The sequence below is a fragment of the Bacillus mycoides genome (assembly GCF_018742245.1).
In the GTDB taxonomy this organism is placed as follows: Bacteria; Bacillota; Bacilli; order Bacillales; family Bacillaceae_G; genus Bacillus_A; species Bacillus_A cereus_U.
The window spans coordinates 1069516-1091430 of the sequence record NZ_CP036132.1; the positions used below are offsets into that span (position 1 = coordinate 1069516).

A 21915-nucleotide genomic window follows, 5' to 3' on the forward strand; every position below is an offset into this window, starting at 1 on the left:
GAGGAAATGGCTGTGAAGAAATTATTAAGTGTCTTTTTATCACTCTTGCTATTGCTTTCATTTACTGGAACTTTAGCGCAGGCGGAAGAAACTACTTCTATGTCAGTAGAAAAAGCAATTCAAGTATTTAAGCAGCAAGGGAAAACGAAGGGGATAGTGGAAGGATATATCGTTGGGTATACGCAAAGTCCTTCTAAATACACGAAAGATCCGGCTAAGTTTGACGACACAAACGTGGCAATTGCCGATTCGCCAAACGAAACGAATCCAGACAAGATCATGCCTGTTCAGTTGCCAAAAGGCGATGTGAGATCGGCTGTAAATGTGAAAGACCATCCTGAAAATATCGGGAAGAAAGTTAGCTTGACAGGGACGCTTGAATTATATTTTAGTAGCCCAGGTTTAAAATCAGTAACAGCTCATAAGTTTCAAGGAGAAGGACAAAACCGTGTTAGCGATGTAGTGGCATCACCAAATGGCGGGGAAGTTGCAAAAGGGACAGCGGTAACATTAACAACGAATACAGAAGGAGCAACAATCTACTATACGTTGGATGGCTCTAATCCTACAAATAAAAGCGTTCGTTATAACGGACAAATTGTAGTGAATGAAAATAGTGTAGTGAAAGCAATCGCAGAAAAAGAAGGGCTTACTTCTTCAGCAGTTTCAACATTTTCATTTATTATCGTAAACAATGAACCAGTTCGTATTCATGATATTCAAGGGAAATCACATATTTCTCCTTACAATGGGAAGAAAGTAAACAATGTGGAAGGCGTTGTAACAGCGCTTGATAAAAATGGTTTTTATATAGAAGATAATCAGCCAGATAATGATCCAGCTACTTCAGAAGGTATGTACGTATACAAAAAAGATGCGAATGTAGCAGTAGGAGACCTTGTCCAAGTTGATGGAGAAGTAGAAGAATATGTTGGGCCTGGATACGCAGAACGATTTGAAACAGACTTAACGACGACAGAAATTAAGGCGAGCCGCATTGCTGTAATCGCAAAAAATCAACCTTTACCAGCACCGGTTGTACTTGGAGAAAACGGTGTGAAAATCCCTGATCAAATTATCGATAATGATGCATTCGGTTTATTTGATCCAAATGAAGATGCAATCGATTTTTATGAAAGTGTAGAAGGTATGCGCGTTACGATGCCAACGCCAAAAATTATTGCTCCTCAGAAAAACGGGAATTTATATGTAACAGTACAAAATGGCGGTGATAAAGTAGTAACGAAATATGGCACACCTCTTTTAGATGAAAATCAATTAAACCCAGAGCGTCTTTCTGTAAAAGTACCTCGTGATTATGTGGCAAAAGTAGGCGATACTTTCACTGGAGATATAACAGGGGTAGTAGGATATGATTACGGTTCGTTCCGTATTTCGCCAGTAACAGAATTACCATCTGTAGTGGACGGTGGGTTTAAGCAAGTAGGGGCAAATATTCAGCCGCGTCTTGATAAGTTAACAGTTGCTACATATAATATTGAAAACTTCTCAGCGAACAAAAAAGAAACAACAGATGAAAAAGTAAAAGCGTTAGCGTATTCTATTAAATACAATTTAAAAATGCCAGATATTATCGGTGTAGAGGAAATGCAAGATAATAACGGATCGATTAATGACGGTACAACAGATGCTTCATTAAGCGCAAAACGTATCATTGATGCAGTGGTAGAAATTCGTGGTCCGAAGTATGAGTATGTAGAAATCGCTCCAAACAACAATCAAGACGGAGGAGCACCAGGAGCTAACATTCGCGTCGGTTTCTTCTATAACCCATCACGCGTGAAATTAGCAACAGTACCGAAGTTACTTGATAAAAATGTTGTTCGTATCGGAGACGAAAATTCATTATTTGAAAGTACACGTAAACCGTTAGCGGCAGAATTTACGTTCCAAGGACAAAACGTTGTTGTCGTTGCAAATCACTTAAACTCAAAAATAGGAGATGCAACGCCATTCGGAAAAGTACAGCCGCTCGTATTAAAGAGTGAAGAAAAACGAGTTCAATTAGCACAAGAAGTGAATCATTTCGTACAAGATATTCAGAAAAAGAATACGAATGCACCAGTTGTTGTATTAGGTGATATGAATGACTTTGAATTCTCTAAACCTTTAGAAGCACTAGAGGGAACGATATTAAAAGATATGTTAAACACAGTGCCGAAAGAGAATCGTTACACGTACATTCATGAAGGTAACGCACAAGTGTTAGATCATATTTTAGTAACAAATAACATCGCACCACACACAATTATAGACCCAGTACACTTAAACTCAAACATTATGAAAGAACATGGACGTGTAAGTGACCACGATCCAGTACTTGCTCAAATTGATTTGAAGAAGGCTTCTTAAAGTAGGGGAACGCTTAGGTATCTAAGCGTTCTTTTTTGTTTTTGCATCGTCATATAATTATGAAGATAGAATTCCTTTTTTTGTAATATGGTGATAAAATTAATTGAATATTTAGTTTTCGGAAGAGGGGCTAAAGATGCAAGCGCTAACAAGTGGGAAATTAATGAATCAAATCGCAATCTTTTTTAGTAGTATCGTCATGATTCAGTTTATAGCCGAGATAACAGGACTTACACAGAATTTAGATATTACGTATAACCTAATAAATACAGCAAGTTCTTATATAACATTTAGTTTGGCAGTTATTTTTACTTTAATAGGCGCAAGAAGAGAATTAAGTAAATATGCAATTATTTCATTATGTTTAGTGGTAGGTATTAAAGCAATTTACTTTGCGGCTGTTGTTATTTTGTGGGGATTGGCTGGTACGCCGTAAATGAATAAAAAAACCTAATTTCCAAGAAGACATGAGGAAATTAGGTTTTTATGCTTGAAACGCTTTTCTACATCGATCTCTTCTTTGTAGTCTTCTTTTGTACCTTTTTCTATCACGCTGTACGCCTTTTATATACATACATAGGCTAACGAAGAAGAAGAAGGCACATTGCATCGTTAATATGTACGGTGACATGCCATGTAACGGTTGCTTTGGGTCATATAAATGAAAAGGTGCTCCGCCTATTGTAGGGAATATTGTATTTAGCAGGACGTAAGGAATGGAGGCAACTGCAAATGGAAATAGAATTGCCATATAGTCCTTTTGTGACCACGCAGATGCAGCAAGTCCTAAAAGAGCCATTAAACCTGCAAATAAAAAATTAATTCCGATATATACAGTAATGTAAGTGAGGGGAGAATCGTAATATAAGTTTGCGAACATCCCATTATCATTTATGATGCCTGAACCAGCCGTCGGTTCTCCATCTGGAATAGTTAATTTACAAAATAATAACGATAAAATGAATGGAAACGTATAAAGAAGTCCTCCGCAAAAAAATGTAACGATATATTTCGTTACTGAATAAGGGAATAACGAAATTTCTTTACTTACAAACGGTTTAAAGCCATCTGACTTATCCGAGTTGTAACTTGTACTAAAGGGGAAACTCGCAATAACTGGCATTAATAATAAATAAACATCCATTTCATTGTCGCGAAATCCAATCCATTTAAAAGCTGTTGTTACAAACGCATCTGTCCCGTCTCCAACATAACGAATTACATAATAATAATGATAAATACAAATAAGAACCAATCCACTAAACATAATAATTAAAGAAACACGATTACAAAAAGCTTGCTTTATATTTAAACGAAGCGCACGCATCATGACTGAAAAAGCCTCCACTATTTTGATGAACTTGTCTATTTTCTATATTACTATTAATTGTAAAGATTTTCTTGTTTTTTTATTTGATTATTAGAAAAAGGGGAATTTTGTTGTTGTGAAGTAAGGTTTACATGTAATTGGTTTTTTTCTAAAATATGGTTGACAAATAAGTATTACATTTGTAATCTTTAAAGTAGATTACAAATGTAATACTTAGGAGTGAAACATACGATGACAAATCAATTACCTAAAATATCTGAAGCGGAACTAGAAATTATGAAAGTACTTTGGTCGAATTCTCCACAAACAGCGAATGAAATTATAGAGGAACTAGAAGATGCAATGGACTGGAAACCGAAAACAATCCGTACATTAATTAACCGGCTAGTACAAAAGGAAGCCGTTTCTTATCATCAAGATAAAGGGCGTATGTACGCGTATTATCCGTTAGTATCACAAGATAATTATTTACAAGTTGAAACGAAATCTTTACTAAAGCGTTTTTGCGGTGCGGCGTTTAAGCCTTTACTTGTCAATTTCTTAAAAGAAGAAAAATTGTCTTCAGAAGATATTAATGAGCTAAAGCGCATTTTAGACGAGAAGACAGAGGAGAATAAGAGGAAGGATAGATAAAAATGATAGACATGCTTATAAATATATACCTTCCTCATTTTTTTGATTGGCTTATAGAAACGTCACTTATGGCCAGTATATTGGTTGGATTTATTTTATGTATAAAAGTTCTATTTAGAAATAAGTTGACGCCCCGATGGCAATATATGCTGTGGATCGTATTAATGATAAGACTTCTTTTACCATGGTCACCAGATAGCTCTTATAGTATTTATTCATTACTTTCCTATAGTTCTAGTGTATCGGAAGTTATTCAAAAAAATACGACGTCTACTGAGAATACAGTGAACACAGAAAGCGACCCTACAGTGAAACTGGAATCAAATTCTGAAACTGTGACAAAAAATAGCGAACAGGAAGTAAGTGCGAGTGCGGAACAACATACTACATTTTCTTTATACAAACTTGCTCTATATGTTTGGCTAGCTGGGGTAATCGTATTAGCAGTCATAACGTTTATTACAAATAGACGTTTATATTCTTACATAAAGAAACAAGCGGATATTACGGATGAACAGGTCGTTACAGTGTTTAATCGCTGTAAGCAGTCTATGAAAATGAAGAAGGCAGTTTCATTACGTCTAGCAGGAAAGATTGCGAGCCCAACTGTTTTCAGTTTCTTTCGTCCGAAAGTATTACTATCAAAAAAACATATGAAAGTATTAAATGAGCAACAATTACAATATGTCTTTTACCATGAGTTAGCTCATATTAAGAGAAACGACGTAGCTGTAAATTGGATTATGTACAGTTTGCTCCTATTAAATTGGTTCAATCCGATTCTTTGGTACGCCTATTTCTGTATGCGAGAAGATCAAGAATTAGCCTGTGATGCATATGCGCTTACTTTTATAGATAAAGAGGAGCAAATTGCATACGGTCATACAATTATTACTCTTTTAGAACATTATTCCTATCAAGCACCAAGCCTAGCAAATTTAAGTAGAAATAAACGAACACTGAAAAGGAGAATCGTTATGATTAAAAAGTTCCAAAAGAAATCGTATCGTCTTTCTTTACTTGGGATCATTGCTATAGCTGCTATAGCAGGGGGATTCTTATTGAATGCAACGATAACTGAGGGAGATGAAAGACAGAAAGAAAAGGTTGTAGAAAAAAAGCAATCTAAAGCAGCATTTGAAAAAGCGATAGAAACAGTATTAGGTACACCAGAGAATGCAAGTAGAGAATGGGGTATGTCAATAAAGTCATATAAAAGGGATACAGATTTTTTGTATTTGGCAGAAAAGAATTTTACAAAAGAAGAATTTGAACAATATATTCAATTATTTAAGGAAGCTAAAGAAATTCATAAAAAAGCAATGGTTAAGAAAAAAGTGCCTGAGAATTATGATGGAGATACAAAGGAATTTAAACGTGAACGCTTGAATAAAACGGATCAAGAAAGACTAGCTATTATTGAGAAGAAATTAATTCCACTTTCGGAAAAGGTGGAGAAGTCTTTAACATATACTGTGGAAGAAGCGAAAGATCATGTACCGTTTCAAATAAAGCAGCCGACTTATATAACTGAAGGTTATGAGTTAAAAAGAGAATGGGCTGACTCATATTTTGGAAGAGATGTAGAATTAGTTATTAAATCAGAATATACAAAAGGGAAATATGGTTTTACAATTTATCAGTCAAGGATGTATGTAGGTGGTAATAAGGATCCACTACACTACATGATGCCTGGAGAAGATAATCTAGAAAGTTATAGTTTAGACGGGAAAGGAATGGTCTATAATAAATCTTCTCATGGAGAGGGTAAGTTAAAAGGGGTCAAAATGTTTGTACCAGCACAAGGCAAGAATAGTGATTATCAAATTGTCATAGTGAATGATATTTTTACAAGAGGTACAAAGATATACGAAGAGATAATCGATGATGAGCTAACTAAGAAAGAGATGGAGAAAATATTACTTTCTATGTCAAAATAAAAGACAGTGTTCTTAAACTTTTGGTTTTAAGAACACTGTCTATTTAATTAGATTTCTAGTGTGATCTAGCCAGCAATTATTATGAATATATTCTAGCTTTCCATACAAGTATAATTTTTGATACACTATGGACAGTATGATATAACTTGACTGGAATTTTTTTATACTGGGAATAACTAAAAAAGAGAACTTGTATAGAATGTAAGCGTGTGGTAATATCAAAGATGTACTAATTGACTATATTGTCCGATTGGTCATTTTTGGAGGTGATGATGTGGCGATGGATCGAAAACGTTCTATTATTGAAGCTGCAACAAAGTCTTTTTCAGCATTCGGTTATAAGGCGACGACGATGGATCAAGTTGCGAAGTTAGCGAATGTAGGAAAAGGAACAATTTATACTTTTTTCAAAAATAAAGAAGAACTATTTGGCGAAATTATTTCTAATTTAATTACAGAAATGAAGCAAGTCGCAAAAGACGCAATTCGTTCAGATATTTCATTTTTTGAAAATGTACATAGAGCATTATATAGCATATTAGAATTTAGAAAAGAACATCAGCTCATGATTAAACTAATTCAAGAAGAGCGTGATATGGGAACGAAAGAAGTACAAGAAGTGATGCAACAAGTAGATGTGGAAATCATTTCTGTCATCCAATCTTATTTAGAAATTGCGATTGAAAAAGGTGAGATTAGCAAATGTGATCCAGAAATTACAGCATTTATTATGCTTCGCCTATACGTATCGCTTATTTTTGATTGGGAAAAAAATCATGAACCGTTAGAAAAAGAAAAGATCTCGGAATTATTCGAACTTTATTTACTAAAAGGATTGTCAAATTAAGATAATCCTTTTAATATTATAAAAAAATGACTAATTGAACAAATTGGTCAAATGTATAAAGAGGGTGGTTAAATAGTATAATCAAGTAGTTGAAAATGTGCATAGTATAAATTCGGGGATAAGGCATATGTATGAACAGATATAGCCTTTTTATTTGGGTGAAAATGACTAAATAGACATTTTGGTCATTTTTGAAAAGGGGGATAAATTATGAAATGGCATAAGTTGCTTAGTAAAGAATTTGCAGAGATTATAAAAAGTAAAAAAATATTAATCCCAATCATTGCGGTTTTATTTGTACCGATCTTATATGCTGGTATGTTTTTATGGGCCTTTTGGGATCCGTATGAGCAGCTAGATGACTTGCCAGTTGCCGTAGTCAATTTAGATAAAGGTGCAGAACTTGATGGGAAACCAATTGAGGTCGGGAAAGGGCTCGTTGATAACTTAAAAGATAATAAAAGTTTTAAATGGGAATTTGTAAGTGAAAAAGAAGCGAAAGAGGGAATGGAAGGCAGAAAGTATTACATGTTAGTACGTATTCCAGATGACTTCTCAAGTAACGCTACAACGTTATTACAAGACGATCCGAAACCATTAAACTTAGAATATATTCCAAATGAAAGTTTAAACTTCTTATCTTCACAAATTGGCGGTACAGCTATTGAAAAAATTAAAAGTGAAGTATCAAGCACGTTAACGAAAACATATGCAGAGAAAATGTTTGATTCTATTAAAGACGTCTCAAAAGGATTAGCAGATGGAGCGGACGGAGCAAATAAGTTACATGATGGAGCTAGTGAATTGCACGATGGATCAAGTAAAGTGACGGATGGACTCCATACACTTCAAGGGAAATCTGGGGAGATGAAAGATGGAGTTCAGAAATTAGCAGATGGATCTAATAAATTGCAAGATGGGTCCGGAAAAGTAACAGATGGTTTAAATACATTAAATAGCAAAACGGGTGAAATACAAACTGGTATAGGGAAATTACAAGATGGGTCTGGAAAAGTAACAGATGGTTTAAATGAATTAAATAGTAAAACAGGTGAGATGCAGACAGGTATAGGGAAATTACAAGATGGGTCTCAGAAAGTAACAGCAGGTTTGAATACATTAGTAAGTAAAACAGGTGAATTAAAAACAGGAACGAATGAATTATCAAATGGTATGGAACAACTTGTTGGCGGACAAAGTCAATTAGAGGGAGCCTCTCAAAAAATTGAAAAGGGTTTGCAAGAGTTAAGTAGTACAGTGAAAAATTCTGTTGCAGGCCTAGAGGAAATACAGTCGAAAGTTCCTACTATATTAAATACGGTAAATCAGAAAATAGATGGTGCTGGAGAAAATGTAAATCAGTTAAATGAATTTACTCAATCAACAGCAGGAGATGCGAAAAATGCAGCACAAGATGTAGCTAATTTGCAAAAGCAAATCGAGAGTTTACCAAAAGAATATCAAGAGCAGTTACAACCATATATAACAAATGCGGCAAAAAGTACAGCGACAGTTCAGCAAAAAGCTATTGGAGTAGCAGGTGGAACAAATAAATTAAATGAAGAAGTAAAACAATTAAAAGGTGCAATAAATCAAACAACAAGTGATGCGCAAAACAAACTACCGAATACAGAGAAATTGCAATCTTTAACGAGTGGTATTGAGGAATTAGCCAGTGCACAAAAAGGATTTGTTGAAAAATTCCACGGGTTTGGTGAGAAGTTAAATACTGCTAAAGAAGGCGCAAATACATTTAAAAACGAATCTGGTCAATTAATTGCTGGGATAAATCAATTAGCAGATGGCTCGAGTAAAGTAACAGGTGGCTTAGACACATTATCTGCAGGAGCAAATCAAATGGCAGGTGGCGTAAATCAATTAGCAGATGGTTCAAGCCAAGTGACAGGCGGTTTAGGTACATTATCTGTAGGAACAAACAAAATAATAGGTGGCGTAAATCAATTAGCAGATGGCTCGGGTAAAGTAACAACTGGCTTAGGTACTCTAAATGGTGGTCTAAATAACATGGCAACTGGCTCAACCCAGCTAATCGACGGAGTAAATAAACTAACAGACGGCTCAGGAAAAGTGACAGACGGACTCGTAAAAGTAAATGATGGGTCAGGTACACTGGCTGAGAAACTTGGTGAAGGTGCAGAAAAGACAGGAGAAGTAAAAGGAACGGATAAAACGTATGATATGTTTGCAAGCCCAGTAAAAGTGAAGGTGGAGAAAATAGCGGAAGTTCCAAACTACGGAACAGGATTTACACCGTACTTCTTATCACTCGGTTTATTCGTTGGGGCATTACTATTATCTATCGTATACCCATTACGCGATACAGTCGGCGTTCCGAAATCAGGATTCAGCTGGTTTATTAGTAAGTTTGGTGTTTTATTATCAGTCGGTATTATTCAAGCAATAGTAGCAGATGTCATATTACTATTCGGATTAGGTGTAGAAGTGCAAAGCATCCCATACTTCATACTCTTTAGCATTATTACAAGTTTAGCATTCATTGCATTAATTCAATGTTTAGTAACAGCATTCGGTGATGCGGGCCGTTTCATTGCGATCTTAACATTAATTATGCAGCTTACAACTAGTGCTGGAACATTCCCGCTAGAGTTGATTCCGAAGTACTTACAACCCTTTAATGCTTGGCTACCGATGACATACTCTGTATCAGGGTTTAAAGCAGTCGTATCAAGCGGTGATTTTAACTTTATGTGGCAAAATATAGGGATACTCATGATCTTTATCGTTGTATTATCACTTGGAACAATTGCTTCATTAACTTGGATGCATAAGCGCCAGTTTAGAAACATTGCTGAAAATCAATCATTTGAAGCATAAATAAAAAAGCACCGAAATGGTGCTTTTTTATTTATCTTATTTTAATTAGAGGGTTATCCTCCATACTTTTGCTGTAGTTCTTTATTTTTAGTGAGCACATTTTCAAATTTTTCTTCATGTCCTTTTGGGAAGAGGACGCCTAAACCGTACGAATGTGAAAATTCTAGGTGAGGGTATTGTGCTTTTAAAGTATCCCATAATAAATGTACACCAAACCCATTTTCGAAGACGGCTATATCATGAAATAAAATAATACCGTTCTTTTTAAGTTTTGGTAACCATGTAACATAATCGTGTGAGACCGCCTCAAACGTATGAAACCCATCGATATGTAATAAATCGATGCTTTCATCTTCAAATTGATTTAAAGCATCATCAAATGTAGAACGAATCGTTTTTCCGATTCCTGGATAACACGTGTCCAGCACATTTGTTACGGTTTCGAATACATTTTCTCCATAGTAACCACCGTGTGGATCTCCTTGCCAAGTATCAATTGCAGTACATTGTGTCGGGAGTTGTTCATCTTTAACAGCCTGACAAAAACTGTAGAAGGAAGATCCGTAATATGTTCCTAATTCTACTAGTGTATTAGGTTTGAAAAATGTAACGAGATCGTAAGCAAACTTGTTATGCCCAGCCCATGGCGAAGAAGTTCTAACAGATGGAACGACTTGATCTACTTCAAACAAAGGATCATAATAAATCCACCGCATTCATATTCCCCCTTGACTTGTAATTCATCCATGTAAATATATGTGAAAGTTCATTGGATAGAACATATCACTTTTATTTAAAACTTCCTGTAGGCCTACCTAGAGGAGAGGGGAATATTAAAAAAGGGATTACAAAGATTTGAATAGAATCATATGCAGAAAGAGGAGGAGCTATGAGAAAAAAATTCAACTATTATTTCATACTATATCCATGCGTCTATTTCCTCGTTTTCACCATATCACCCATTTTGTTTCGCAAAGAAGAACATACTAGCGTAAAAGATACGTTAGCATTTCTTGGATTCTACTATTTCCTTATAAGCGTAGGGTACGCACTGGACCTTTTCGGTGAAAAAGACAAGGAAAAGGATAAATAATAAGGAGGAAAATAAAATGACTGAAAGCCAAATGAAATTTCGTGATACGACCATTCGTAATTTTTTCGATAAAGAGGATCGTTTAAAATCGATTTCAGGTCAAAAAAAGAAAAAGTTAGTACTGTTAGAGCATTTGATTAGCAAGTTAAACGCTGAAAATCAATATACAGAAAAAGAAATTAATGCATTCATAAAACAATATCATGATGATTTTTGTACGATTAGACGAGAGTTTATCCCGCATTAACGGGCGGTAAAACTCCCACCTCAAAATGCGGCTGGAGCAAAGAAGTTAGGTGGGAGATCAACTGCCCGTAAACGCCCGATTGGTTCAACTAATAATCAGTGGGGGATGAACAAAACCCCCACTGATTAAAGTTTCACTTTATCGTGCATGGGTTTATGGATCGAGAGGATAATGTGTATCGTGTAAATGGGAGAGAAGTATGGACGAAGTGGGAGGAATTAAAATAATGAATCAGCGGGGGGATTCCACTGATTATGAGTCCGCGCTAGTCGTGCATTTTCTTTGTAGTAAGTCTATGAACTCTTCAATATTTGAACTTGTAATGTATCCCAACGTTATATATTCATCTTCATAGTAAAATATTATTTTTTTATCAAAGATTCTTCTCTTCGTTTCTATAGATAGAATTTTTTCATACTCAAATTCGGCAATCAATGTATTTTTATATTGGCCCAAAAAGAGAAGTCTTCTGTTAGTAGCAAATAACATGCCTGGATACGGGACTTTATGCGTATTAATATAGTCAGTAAGTGAACATTTTAAAGTAGAGACAATAACTTCGCCTTTATGTAATAGTTGTTTTGCAGCTGTTAAAATTGGATTCATTGTATACATTCCTTTTATATAGATGTAAGAATATTATATTAAAAGTGAAAAGATTCTCAATATGTAATGTTGCATATTGAGAGTTTTGGAGATTCCTTAGTTTGATAGATTCAGTATTAGTCTTTTAAGAAAAAGGTAAGAGGTGATTTGGTGATACGATTAGCCAAAGAGGTTGATGCGGAATCAATTATGGATATTAGAAAAGAAATTGTATTATCGGAAACTACTACAAAGTTTTTTATAGTATCTCCAAATAAATTACCAGATGATATTGATTTAGAAAGAGAAAAGATACGGAAAAGTAATGAAAAAGGTAATCTTTATATAGTTTATGAAGTAGATAGTAAGGTGGTTGGATTTTTACTTTTCAATCGATATGAACTAGAACGCCTACGACATGCAGGTACAATGGGAATGGGGATTAGAGAGGCGTACTGTAATCAAGGCATTGGTACGAAGCTAATTGAATTTCTTATTAGTTGGGCTAAAGGGCAGAAAGGTTTAGAGAAAATTTGCTTAGGTGTAGTTTCTATTAATGATAGGGCAATTAAAGTGTATAAACGTACTGGCTTTGTAGAAGAAGGAAGACAAAGAAAGCAAATTAAATATGAAGATGGATCATATGGAGACGACGTATTGATGGCTTTTTATATTGGCTAAAAAAGAGAAACCTTCTATTAGTAGCAAGTAACATGCCCGGATAAGGGACGTTTTGCGTAATCATATAGCCAGTAAGTAAACACTTTGAAGTAGATATAATAACTTCGTCGTTCTGTAATAGTTGTTTTGCACCTGTTAAGATTGGATTCATTGTATACATTTCTTTCATTTGGATGTATGAATGTTGTATCGAAATTGAAAAGAATCCCAATATTGCATATTGGGATTCTCTTTTTAGTAGAAGTGTTTACACTTAGCAAACCTTAAGCTCTAGCCGATCTTTCTGACGAAGATGGTGTGCAAAATGCATAGAAATGAGCTGGAACCACTCTGCCGCATTTAAGTAACCAAGTCCAGGGTGCTCTACTTTACAATCATTAGGAATAGAAGTAAGTGTTGGCTCAATGTTTTTTACAGCTGTAATTAATTTTAGAAAACGCTCCTGTAGCTCTTCTTTGCATGATGGATTTTCAGGTGTGTATCCAGGGCGATTAGGTATTTTTATTTGTATAGGAGGGAAAGCACCCATTTCATATACTTTTTCACCCATATCCGTTTTGTTGTTAGCTACAAATGGTGTTTCAGTTTTACATTTCTCGATTGCATCTAACTGCATATATGTGGCCGAAAGTAAATGATTATACATTTGACCGAGAGACCATTCTTCAGCAGAAGGTTTTGTCTTAAATTGTTCAAGAGAGTACTTTTCTAATTCCTCTATGTAATACGTTGCTAAACTTTCAAATTTCTCTAACATAACGGTACTGTTCATATTATTAGCTCCTTTTTATGAAAATGTATTTGTTAATACCTACAATAAAGGAGGGCTACTGACAACATTATGTCAGTAGTAAAATAAAAAATTAAAGTTTTAACATTTTTTTTACTTCATCATATATTTTCTCAGAAAGAATTTTTGGCTCTAGTACTTGCACTTGGCTCCCAAAGCTTAATACCCATTGAAATACTTCGTCTATATTTCTTGATTTCAAAAAGACATGAAAACCATTATCCTGATGCTCGTATGAATCTATAAAAAAGTATCGTGATTCAATAATTTTATGTGCAATATGGGATGGAAATAATAAATGAATCGTAACAGTACGATTGTTTTCAGGTTGATAGTCTTGTAAAGAAAAGTCCTTCGATTTTGTAAAGAATTCTTGTTCTTGCTGTAATGTATCCATACGGTCTAAACGAAAATTACGTATTTGTTTTCGAAGTAAGCAATGAGCAACGATGTACCAAATTCCTGAAATATTGACTAAACCGTAAGGATGAACGGTCCGCTTTATTTTTGAAATATCTCTTGGTTTACGATAGTAAAAGGAGATAGATTGCTCTCTTTGAATAGCTTCTTGCAATAAGAAAAGTTGGTTTTCTAGTTGTTCTCGCTCGGGTTGCTGATGTGGAAATATAGGAGAAAGGAAACGGAAAGTTCCTCGCAGCTCTTCAACTTTCTTTTTTTGATCAGTAGAGAGGACAACCTCAAGTTTCTCTTTTGCCGATTGCGCATGTACAGAAAAAGAAGAAGTGAAAGTTTTCCCAATATAATCACTGCCTAATAAAAGAGTAACAGCCTCTTCAGGCGTAAGTTGAATGGGTGGTAAGAAATAACCATCCATTAATGAATAACCGTGACCAGGCATTGCGAAAAGCGGGACGCCAGATTCACTAAGTGCATCCATATCTCGATAAATAGTGCGTATACTTGTCTCAAATTTTTCAGCTAAGCTTTGTGCTGTAACGGTTTGTTTTCTTTGTAATTCAATTAATATAGCTAATAAACGATCCGTCCGATTCATGAAATATCATCCTTTATTTTATAAATATTCTTATTGTGAAATTCTAAAAGTAGTGTGTAATTTCCTGCAGTTAACAGACTTTTCCCTATGTATAATATTAATATAGTAAAATCATAAGAACCTATATTGCAGTTTCCAATAATATACTATATAATCAGGATAAGAAAACGTTTTCATGCAAAGGGGGAAAATTTCGTGTCGACTATCGAGGACGTGGCGAAATTAGCGGGGTTATCAAGGACAACGGTTTCTAGGGTGATCAATAATCATCCATATGTTTCAGATGAGAAGAAGAAAAGGGTTCAATTAGCAATGAAGCATTTAGGCTTCGTTCCTAATTCTGCGGCGAGAAGGCTTCGTAAACAAAAAACAGAAACAATTGCGGTGCTTGTTCCAAGGATTACAAATCCTTTTTTTAGTAGATTTATTGAAGCAATCGAGATTGCTGCTTCTGAACATAAATATAAACTGATTATTTGTCAAACAAGATATTTACCGGAAAAAGAGATGGAGTATTTACAATTATTATCTACGAAACAAGTAGATGGGATTATTCTATGTTCACTAGAAAATCCATGGGAGAATGTGGAGCCATACTTGCAACACGGTCCAATCGTGTTATGTAATGAATATATTGAGGAAGCAAATGTTCCGACAGTGAAGTTTGATCATGCACAGGGAGCATACATAGCTGCCAATCATGTATTAGAACAAGGATATCGTAATCTTATTTTTTGCCGTGGTAACGAAACGAAAGTAGTGAGCCAACAGCGAAAAATGGGCTTTTTACGCGCTATTACTGAAAAGAGTAGAGAAGTGGAAGCGATTGATTTTCTTGAAAACGCTTTCTCTTGGGATGATGGGAAACGAATATTCCATGAAGTATTAAAGGACAAAAAAAATCCTACCGCGATTTTGGCAGGAGGCGACGAGGTTGCAGCTGGAATTATCTCAGAGGCGAAACGCCATGATTGGAGTATTCCAGAAGATCTCGCTGTGATCGGTTTTGATAATCAAATTTTAGCGCAGATTACAGAGCCAGGCATTACGACAATTGAACAGCCAATCGACGAGATGGCCCGAAAAGTTGTGGACTTAATGATGGATAAAATCCATACGAAAAATTATCGACAAAAAGAATTGTATGAGTTTGAACTGGAGCTCTTGGTGAAAGGTTCAACGATGAAGGATACGATGTTATTAGCCTAGTAGACTATGTCTGCTAGGTTTTTTTATGTTCACAAACTACTATTCTTCGTGAACGCAATCGTCACATTTGTTATGGTATGCTTCGTGTTGCTCATCAATTTCCTTCCCGCAATGAGCACAAGTTTTCGTCGGTAAATTTCGGAAAAACTCCATTGGTTGATCAATCATGTCAATCCCTCCATTTCCATTTCTTACTATCATTGTATTAGTACAAAAAACAAAAGTCAACAACTGTTTTATAACAAAAATGAAAATTAATGAAAAAGTTTAGGAAATGGATTATAGTTAACAATGTAGGATGTAAGTAAAAAACTTTCTCAAGTACGGAGAAAAACGGCATTCCTACACGGTTTTAGAAAGGATGGATACATATGAAGATGACTGTTGTCGGCTTTTGGGGCGGCTTTCCAGAAGTGGGAGAAGCAACGTCGGGGTATTTGTTTGAACACGATGGTTTTCGTTTACTTGTAGACTGTGGTAGTGGTGTACTAGCACAGCTTCAAAAATATATAACACCATCTGATATAGATGCAGTTGTATTGTCACACTATCATCACGATCATGTTGCAGATATTGGGGTATTGCAATATGCAAGATTAATTACGAGTGTGACAAAAGGACAACTACCGGAGTTACCAATATACGGTCATTCGTTTGATGAGAATGGATTCCATTCTTTAACGCATGAACCGCATACGAAAGGAATCGCGTACAATCCAGAAGAAACACTTCAAATTGGACCGTTCTCCATTTCATTCTTAAAAACTGTTCATCCTGTTACATGCTTTGCGATGCGTATTACAGCTGGCGATGATGTTGTTGTATACAGCGCTGATTCAAGTTATATTCCTGAATTTATTCCGTTCACAAAAGATGCTGATCTTTTCATTTGTGAATGTAATATGTATGCACATCAAGAGGCTGCCAAAGCAGGGCATATGAATAGTACAGAAGTAGCAAGTATTGCGAAAACTGCGAATGTAAAAGAACTTTTATTAACGCATTTGCCGCATACAGGCAATACATCTGATTTAGTAACAGAAGCAAAACAAATTTTCAGTGACCATATTACGCTTGCGCATAGTGGTTACGTTTGGAATTCATGAGGTGATACGATGTTATTTATTGATAATAAAGGGATTACAGATCCTACGATAAACTTAGCGATTGAAGAATATTGTGTTAAAAATTTAGATATTAACGAAACATATTTACTGTTCTACATTAATGAGCCTTCGATTATCATTGGTAAAAACCAAAACACAGTGGAAGAAATTAATGCAGATTACGTAAAAGAAAAAGGCATTCACGTCGTTCGTCGTTTATCAGGCGGGGGCGCAGTATATCATGATTTAGGAAACTTAAACTTCAGCTTTATTACGAAAGATGATGGAGATAGTTTCAGCAACTTTAAAAAATTCACAGAACCTGTAACGAAAGCGCTTGGTAAACTAGGTGTAAATGCAGAGCTAAGCGGTCGTAACGACATTTTAGCTGAAGGTAGAAAAATTTCAGGTAACGCGCAGTTCTCAACGAAAGGTCGTATGTTTAGTCACGGTACGTTACTATTTGACTCTGAAATCGATCACGTTGTATCAGCACTAAAAGTGAAAATGGATAAGATTCAATCAAAAGGAATTAAATCAATCCGTAGCCGCGTTGCGAATATTACAGAGTTCTTAAACGAAAAAATGACGACAGAAGAGTTTAGACAACTTCTTCTAGAAACAATTTTTGAAGGTGAAGCAGATATTCCAATGTACGAATTAACAGAAGCTGATTGGAAAGAAATCTATAAACTTTCTGAAGAACGTTACCGTAATTGGGACTGGAACTACGGAAAATCTCCGAAGTTCAACTTACAGCATTCACACCGCTTCCCAGTTGGACAAGTTGATGTTCGTCTTGAAGTGAAAAAAGGAACAGTAACAGAATGTAAAATTTACGGTGATTTCTTCGGATCACTAGATGTTCATGACATTGAAGAACGTCTAACAGGCGTACAATTTGATAAAGATACATTCACTGTAGCTCTAGAAGGCGTAGATATCGCGCGCTATTTCGGTAATATTACAACAGAAGATTTCTTACATTTATTCTTCTAAACAGAGGAGGCTGTCAAATGGCAGCCTCTTTCTTTTTGCGTAGATTGTCAGGTTTTGTCGGTAAATCGATATATTTCAAGAATCGCTGATATAAATTGGTTTACGGTCGATATATTCGAAAAATCGCCGATATAATTTCACTTACCGCAAAACGTATATTTACAGGTCATCTGCTCCTTATAAAGGAATATATATACTAAAAGGAGGATGATCGAAATGAAAAGGATAATACACTTTATATTATTGATCAGCTTCGTTATTGGAATGACAGCTTGTAACGATGAAACTTCTTCAAACCGTACGACTTTGTCTATTGGAAAGCCAGCGGAGGATAATGTTATATATTATACGCATACAGATAACAAACAAAAAATAAATGATATACAAACTATGTTTCAAAATAAGAAATGGAAAAGAAATGAAACGTTTAGTAGCGTTAATAAAACACCAGATGTTGTCTTGTCGATAGATGAAGACAATAAAGGATTACCGACACTATATGTTACAGTCTACTTGCATGAAAATGGAGCGGACGCTCTCAATTTGTATGGGGAGTATACGGCTTTAAATAAAGAGGAAGTTGAAAAACTTAGCGGAAAGATGAGTGCATATTATCCTAAAATGATTTTAGCTACAGTTTAACTATATGTTTGTACCTGTTTCTTTCACATATAATTCTTGCATCTTACTAAAGTGTTCCGGAAGAAAGTGGTTGATGTATATTCGATTAATAGAATATCACTTGCTACTTTAATTTTCTTTTAATATAATTAATTTAGAATTTTTAAATATTCTAAATTTTATAAAGGTGGGGTTTGTGTGAATCTCGTTCAATCTTTGGCTGAAACGGCAAAAAAGAAGGGGGATAAACCGGCGTACATATTTATGGATCAGTCGGTCTCGTATGACCAATTAAACAAAGTAGTCACTAGGTTTTCTAGCAATTTAGCAAAAATGGGCATTGGAAAAGGGGACAATGTCGCATTAGCTGTAGGCAATTCACCACATTTTTTAGTAGGTTTATACGGAACAATGAAAGCCGGAGCAACTGTCATTCCGATTAATCCAATTTATACAGCAGACGAAATACATTACATATTACAAAATGGAGATGTAAAAACAATCATCGTACTCGACGTCCTTCTACCTGTTATACAATCTCTTACAACAAGACTTCCTTCACTTGAAAATATCATCATATGCGAAACCTCATCAGATTTTAACCATATAGAAACCGAAAAAATGAAAACGTTTACTAGTTTTATAGGAACTGGAGATGTAACTTACGAAGGTCCTGAATTAGATGAAGAAGATGTAGCTGTTATTTTATACACTTCAGGTACAACTGGAAAGCCAAAAGGCGCTATGTTAACACATAAAAATTTATATAGTAACGCTAGCGATGTGGCGTCATATTTACAATATACTGCGGATGATCGCGTCGTTGCGGCACTGCCGATGTTCCATGTGTTCTGTTTAACAGTTGCGGTAAATGCGCCGATTGTGAACGGGGCAACAATTTTAATGTTACCGAAGTTTAGTCCGAAAGAAGTATTTCGCATTTGTCGTACGTATGAACCAACGATTTTTGCGGGTGTACCGACAATGTATAATTACTTATATTTATTTGAAGAAGCAAGCGCAGAAGATGTGAAGACACTTCGCCTTTGTATTTCAGGTGGTGCATCGATGCCTGTTGCGCTTCTGAAAAACTTTGAAAAACGTTTTGACGTTATCGTTTCAGAAGGATACGGTTTATCAGAAGCATCACCAGTTACTTGTTTTAATCCGTTAGACCGTCCTCGTAAACCAGGGTCAATCGGTACAAATATTTGGCACGTAGAAAATAAAATTGTGAACGAACTTGGGGAAGAAGTACCTGTTGGTGCAGTTGGGGAATTAATTGTTCGCGGACCTAACGTTATGAAGGGTTACTATAATGCGCCAGAAGATACTGCGGCGACAATTAAAGATGGTTGGCTATATACAGGAGACTTAGCGAAAATGGATGAAGAAGGTTACTTCTATATCGTCGATCGCAAAAAAGATATTGTTTTAGTTGGTGGTTATAACGTATATCCTCGTGAAGTAGAGGAAGTATTATATACTCATGATTCGGTAGCTGAAGTTGTCGTAATCGGTGTTCCTGATGAAAACTTAGGAGAAGCAGTGCGAGCTTACGTCGTTCTGAAACAAACTAGCGTAACAGAAGAAGAGCTTACGCATTACTGCACGTTACATTTAGCGAAATATAAAGTGCCAATGAGTATTGAGTTTTTAACAGAATTGCCGAAGAATACAACTGGTAAATTGTTAAGAAGAGCTTTGAGAGAGAAGGCATTGCAAGTATAAAAATAAAGATATCCATCTCTATGACTACATGTTTAGAGATGGATATCTTTTTGTCCTGCAAAAGCTCGATTGGTGTGGATGGACAAAATCCCTACTGATTAAAGTTTCACTTTATTTTTTAGAATTGGTTAAGCTATAAGCCCATATATTTAAACCGTAATATGAATAATAAGGAGGAGATATACGTGGAGCAGAAGGAATTACGCTTACGGAAAGTGCAATATCTTATTTGTGACATTATGGATGAAATGAATATGGAGAGTGAAAAGAAGAACTTAGAAACATTGCAAAAGGTAATTGATCACCTTTCAGGGGCGATTGGGGATTTAGTAGATCCATCGAGTACGTATTCGTTGGACTATTTAGAGAGAAAAGTGCATACGGCTCATTATTTATTGTTTAAAAATGACCGGAAAGCGTATTTATGTAGAAAATAAAAAAGATTGGCTTTTATTTTTCTGTTCAATTGATAATTATTATCAATATGATAGTTATGATGGATAAATGAATATAAAAGGAAATGTCATATTGATAATGATTAAAAAAGATTTATTCATATATTCGTTGTTGATGGTGAAAGGGAATAGTTAGGGATATTTGTATAAGCCCCCGAAGCGATAAAGTGAAAATTCCAAGTTGACACATATGAATTACAGAATTAAAATGAAAAGAAATCAAACAGAATACAATAGAAGCTCATCAGAGAAACTGAAGGCGCACAACGTTCACTTTTGTGAATAGGTTGTGTGCCTTTTTCTATTGTACAAACTAAGGGGGCTTTATATATGAAACAGTGGGGTAAGACAGCGTTTATGAAAAGTACAGGTGTCTTATTGTCAGCATTTGTTCTTTTGTCAGGGTGTGGCTCGGCAACATCTACTAGTAATTCTGAAGGAGGCGGGGATAAGAAGACAGTTGAACTTTTAAATGTTTCATATGACCCGACGCGTGAGTTGTATCAAGATTTCAATAAAGACTTTGCGAAGTATTGGAAAGAGAAGCATGGTCAAACAGTAAATGTAAAGCAATCACACGGGGGATCTGGAAGTCAGGCACGCTCCGTTATTGACGGTTTAGAAGCAGACGTTGTAACACTAGCGCTCGCTTATGATATTGACGCGATTAGTAAGAAGAAACAACTAGCAGAAGATTGGCAGAAGCGACTTGCGGATAATTCTACTCCGTATACATCAACGATTGTATTTCTTGTGAGAAAAGGAAACCCGAAAGGAATTAAAGATTGGGATGATTTAACGAAAAAAGGTGTGTCTGTCATTACACCAAACCCGAAAACATCTGGGGGAGCACGGTGGAACTATTTAGGGGCGTGGGGATATGCACTGAAGAAATATAACAATAGTGAAGATAAAGCGAAAGAGTTTGTCGGTCAAATTTATAAAAACGTGGAAGTACTAGATTCAGGAGCACGCGGGGCAACGACGACTTTCGTTGAAAAAGGAATTGGTGACGTGTTAATTGCTTGGGAAAATGAAGCGTTGTTATCACAAAAAGAACTTGGAAAAGATAAATTCGAAATTGTAACGCCTTCGATTAGTATACTTGCGGAACCGCCAGTAGCTGTTGTAGATAAAGTAGTTGATAAAAAAGGAACGAAAAAAGTAGCAGAAGGATATCTTGAGTATTTGTATTCAGAAAAAGGGCAAGAAATTGCGGCGAAAAACTTTTATCGCCCTCGTAATGAAAAAGTAGCAGAAAAGTACGCATCACAATTTCCGAAAGTTCAATTATTTACAGTAGATGAGTTATTTGGCGGCTGGAAAAAAGCGCAAGAAAAGCATTTTAATGATGGCGGCGTATTTGATCAAATGTATAAAAAATAAGGGGGGATGAGGTGACGT

General features: G+C 35.5%; 22 protein-coding genes and 2 pseudogenes. 17 read left to right on the forward strand and 7 right to left on the reverse strand.

Translation table 11 applies throughout. The features are described 5' to 3' along the window. Positions 1-6: 6 nt before the first annotated feature. Positions 7-2373 carry a DUF6359 domain-containing protein gene (locus EXW56_RS05400; RefSeq protein ID WP_199659769.1) on the forward strand — a complete coding sequence of 789 codons (2367 nt, stop codon included), beginning with the start codon at positions 7-9 and terminating at the stop codon, positions 2371-2373. A 136-nt stretch (positions 2374-2509) separates the two neighbouring features. Beyond that, a complete protein-coding gene (locus EXW56_RS05405) occupies positions 2510-2809 on the forward strand; it encodes a hypothetical protein (protein ID WP_002202856.1) in 300 nt (99 codons plus the stop codon). A gap of 48 nt (positions 2810-2857) precedes the next feature. Here EXW56_RS05405 and EXW56_RS05410 read toward each other — a convergent pair whose 3' ends face one another. Beyond that, positions 2858-3703, reverse strand: coding sequence for a hypothetical protein (locus EXW56_RS05410; RefSeq protein ID WP_002201457.1), 846 nt, complete (start codon positions 3701-3703; stop codon positions 2858-2860). A gap of 231 nt (positions 3704-3934) precedes the next feature. Here EXW56_RS05410 and EXW56_RS05415 point away from each other — a divergent pair, with 231 nt between their 5' ends. From EXW56_RS05415 to EXW56_RS05430, 4 genes are all read left to right on the forward strand, one after another. Further along, positions 3935-4336 carry a BlaI/MecI/CopY family transcriptional regulator gene (locus tag EXW56_RS05415; RefSeq protein ID WP_000184503.1) on the forward strand — a complete coding sequence of 134 codons (402 nt, stop codon included), beginning with the start codon at positions 3935-3937 and terminating at the stop codon, positions 4334-4336. Between the two features lie 2 nt (positions 4337-4338). Then, positions 4339-6276: a M56 family metallopeptidase gene (locus tag EXW56_RS05420; RefSeq protein ID WP_215558113.1), complete on the forward strand. Its 1938-nt coding sequence runs from the start codon at positions 4339-4341 to the stop codon at positions 6274-6276. 274 nt (positions 6277-6550) lie between these two features. Beyond that, complete coding sequence (locus tag EXW56_RS05425; RefSeq protein WP_002202855.1) at positions 6551-7123, forward strand: TetR/AcrR family transcriptional regulator; 573 nt, start codon at positions 6551-6553, stop codon at positions 7121-7123. Between the two features lie 210 nt (positions 7124-7333). Further along, positions 7334-9979 carry a YhgE/Pip domain-containing protein gene (locus EXW56_RS05430; RefSeq protein ID WP_215597289.1) on the forward strand — a complete coding sequence of 882 codons (2646 nt, stop codon included), beginning with the start codon at positions 7334-7336 and terminating at the stop codon, positions 9977-9979. A 53-nt stretch (positions 9980-10032) separates the two neighbouring features. Here EXW56_RS05430 and EXW56_RS05435 read toward each other — a convergent pair whose 3' ends face one another. Beyond that, positions 10033-10695 (reverse strand): class I SAM-dependent methyltransferase, encoded by a 663-nt coding sequence (locus tag EXW56_RS05435; RefSeq protein WP_002158968.1) that lies wholly within the window; start codon positions 10693-10695, stop codon positions 10033-10035. Positions 10696-10868: 173 nt separating this feature from the next. On the opposite strand from EXW56_RS05435, the gene EXW56_RS27515 reads away from it, so the two are divergent. From EXW56_RS27515 to EXW56_RS05445, 3 genes and pseudogenes are all read left to right on the forward strand, one after another. Continuing rightward, positions 10869-11072 (forward strand): hypothetical protein, encoded by a 204-nt coding sequence (locus tag EXW56_RS27515; protein WP_002201454.1) that lies wholly within the window; start codon positions 10869-10871, stop codon positions 11070-11072. A 16-nt stretch (positions 11073-11088) separates the two neighbouring features. After that, the gene (locus EXW56_RS05440; RefSeq protein WP_002201453.1) at positions 11089-11319 is read left to right on the forward strand and encodes a DUF2087 domain-containing protein; all 231 of its coding nucleotides are present in this window, start codon (positions 11089-11091) and stop codon (positions 11317-11319) included. Positions 11320-11456: 137 nt separating this feature from the next. Continuing rightward, positions 11457-11546 (forward strand): annotated as a pseudogene (locus EXW56_RS05445) (DUF2087 domain-containing protein); the annotation flags it as partial. Between the two features lie 25 nt (positions 11547-11571). Here EXW56_RS05445 and EXW56_RS05450 read toward each other — a convergent pair. Continuing rightward, positions 11572-11925, reverse strand: a complete 354-nt coding sequence (locus EXW56_RS05450; protein ID WP_002201452.1) for a PH domain-containing protein — start codon at positions 11923-11925, stop codon at positions 11572-11574. 150 nt (positions 11926-12075) lie between these two features. Here EXW56_RS05450 and EXW56_RS05455 point away from each other — a divergent pair, with 150 nt between their 5' ends. After that, positions 12076-12585: a GNAT family N-acetyltransferase gene (locus EXW56_RS05455; protein ID WP_002201451.1), complete on the forward strand. Its 510-nt coding sequence runs from the start codon at positions 12076-12078 to the stop codon at positions 12583-12585. Here the strand turns inward: EXW56_RS05455 and EXW56_RS27520 are convergent. The 3 genes and pseudogenes from EXW56_RS27520 to EXW56_RS05465 all read right to left on the reverse strand — a co-directional run. After that, positions 12560-12745, reverse strand: a pseudogene (locus EXW56_RS27520) (PH domain-containing protein); the annotation flags it as partial. The gene EXW56_RS05455 and the pseudogene EXW56_RS27520 overlap by 26 nt on opposite strands. 93 nt (positions 12746-12838) lie before the next feature. Further along, entirely contained in the window at positions 12839-13357 is a 519-nt protein-coding gene (locus EXW56_RS05460; RefSeq protein WP_098988160.1) for a DinB family protein, read from the reverse strand. Between the two features lie 91 nt (positions 13358-13448). Then, entirely contained in the window at positions 13449-14390 is a 942-nt protein-coding gene (locus tag EXW56_RS05465) for a helix-turn-helix transcriptional regulator (protein ID WP_215597290.1), read from the reverse strand. Between the two features lie 195 nt (positions 14391-14585). Between EXW56_RS05465 and EXW56_RS05470 the strand changes: the two genes are divergently transcribed. After that, the gene (locus tag EXW56_RS05470; RefSeq protein WP_002201448.1) at positions 14586-15599 is read left to right on the forward strand and encodes a LacI family DNA-binding transcriptional regulator; all 1014 of its coding nucleotides are present in this window, start codon (positions 14586-14588) and stop codon (positions 15597-15599) included. Positions 15600-15638: 39 nt separating this feature from the next. Here the strand turns inward: EXW56_RS05470 and yhfH are convergent, their stop codons facing one another. Beyond that, entirely contained in the window at positions 15639-15767 is a 129-nt protein-coding gene (gene yhfH, locus EXW56_RS05475) for a protein YhfH (protein ID WP_000567010.1), read from the reverse strand. 203 nt (positions 15768-15970) lie between these two features. On the opposite strand from yhfH, the gene EXW56_RS05480 reads away from it, so the two are divergent. The 6 genes from EXW56_RS05480 (at position 15971) to EXW56_RS05505 (ending at position 21897) form a co-directional block, all read left to right on the forward strand. After that, a complete protein-coding gene (locus EXW56_RS05480; protein ID WP_215558117.1) occupies positions 15971-16705 on the forward strand; it encodes an MBL fold metallo-hydrolase in 735 nt (244 codons plus the stop codon). A 9-nt stretch (positions 16706-16714) separates the two neighbouring features. After that, positions 16715-17704 (forward strand): lipoate--protein ligase, encoded by a 990-nt coding sequence (locus tag EXW56_RS05485; protein ID WP_215597291.1) that lies wholly within the window; start codon positions 16715-16717, stop codon positions 17702-17704. Positions 17705-17920: 216 nt separating this feature from the next. Beyond that, a complete protein-coding gene (locus EXW56_RS05490) occupies positions 17921-18346 on the forward strand; it encodes a hypothetical protein (protein WP_215558118.1) in 426 nt (141 codons plus the stop codon). Positions 18347-18523: 177 nt separating this feature from the next. After that, positions 18524-20056, forward strand: coding sequence for a fatty acid--CoA ligase family protein (locus EXW56_RS05495; RefSeq protein ID WP_215597292.1), 1533 nt, complete (start codon positions 18524-18526; stop codon positions 20054-20056). Between the two features lie 185 nt (positions 20057-20241). After that, complete coding sequence (locus EXW56_RS05500; protein ID WP_002149996.1) at positions 20242-20493, forward strand: hypothetical protein; 252 nt, start codon at positions 20242-20244, stop codon at positions 20491-20493. Between the two features lie 348 nt (positions 20494-20841). Next, positions 20842-21897: a sulfate ABC transporter substrate-binding protein gene (locus tag EXW56_RS05505; RefSeq protein ID WP_002201444.1), complete on the forward strand. Its 1056-nt coding sequence runs from the start codon at positions 20842-20844 to the stop codon at positions 21895-21897. Positions 21898-21915: the final 18 nt, after the last annotated feature.

Bases quoted from the DNA above. Each gene is read 5' to 3' on its own strand.
- EXW56_RS05505 (WP_002201444.1), top strand. From the start codon at position 20,842: ATGAAACAGTGGGGTAAGACAGCGTTTATGAAAAGTACAGGTGTCTTA.
- EXW56_RS05460 (WP_098988160.1), bottom strand. From the start codon at position 13,357: ATGAACAGTACCGTTATGTTAGAGAAATTTGAAAGTTTAGCAACGTAT.
- EXW56_RS27515 (WP_002201454.1), top strand. From the start codon at position 10,869: ATGAGAAAAAAATTCAACTATTATTTCATACTATATCCATGCGTCTAT.
- EXW56_RS05450 (WP_002201452.1), bottom strand. From the start codon at position 11,925: ATGAATCCAATTTTAACAGCTGCAAAACAACTATTACATAAAGGCGAA.
- EXW56_RS05400 (WP_199659769.1), top strand. From the start codon at position 7: ATGGCTGTGAAGAAATTATTAAGTGTCTTTTTATCACTCTTGCTATTG.
- EXW56_RS05405 (WP_002202856.1), top strand. From the start codon at position 2,510: ATGCAAGCGCTAACAAGTGGGAAATTAATGAATCAAATCGCAATCTTT.
- EXW56_RS05420 (WP_215558113.1), top strand. From the start codon at position 4,339: ATGATAGACATGCTTATAAATATATACCTTCCTCATTTTTTTGATTGG.
- EXW56_RS05410 (WP_002201457.1), bottom strand. From the start codon at position 3,703: ATGATGCGTGCGCTTCGTTTAAATATAAAGCAAGCTTTTTGTAATCGT.
- EXW56_RS05480 (WP_215558117.1), top strand. From the start codon at position 15,971: ATGAAGATGACTGTTGTCGGCTTTTGGGGCGGCTTTCCAGAAGTGGGA.
- EXW56_RS05435 (WP_002158968.1), bottom strand. From the start codon at position 10,695: ATGCGGTGGATTTATTATGATCCTTTGTTTGAAGTAGATCAAGTCGTT.
- yhfH (WP_000567010.1), bottom strand. From the start codon at position 15,767: ATGATTGATCAACCAATGGAGTTTTTCCGAAATTTACCGACGAAAACT.
- EXW56_RS05440 (WP_002201453.1), top strand. From the start codon at position 11,089: ATGACTGAAAGCCAAATGAAATTTCGTGATACGACCATTCGTAATTTT.
- EXW56_RS05415 (WP_000184503.1), top strand. From the start codon at position 3,935: ATGACAAATCAATTACCTAAAATATCTGAAGCGGAACTAGAAATTATG.
- EXW56_RS05430 (WP_215597289.1), top strand. From the start codon at position 7,334: ATGAAATGGCATAAGTTGCTTAGTAAAGAATTTGCAGAGATTATAAAA.
- EXW56_RS05485 (WP_215597291.1), top strand. From the start codon at position 16,715: ATGTTATTTATTGATAATAAAGGGATTACAGATCCTACGATAAACTTA.
- EXW56_RS05490 (WP_215558118.1), top strand. From the start codon at position 17,921: ATGAAAAGGATAATACACTTTATATTATTGATCAGCTTCGTTATTGGA.
- EXW56_RS05465 (WP_215597290.1), bottom strand. From the start codon at position 14,390: ATGAATCGGACGGATCGTTTATTAGCTATATTAATTGAATTACAAAGA.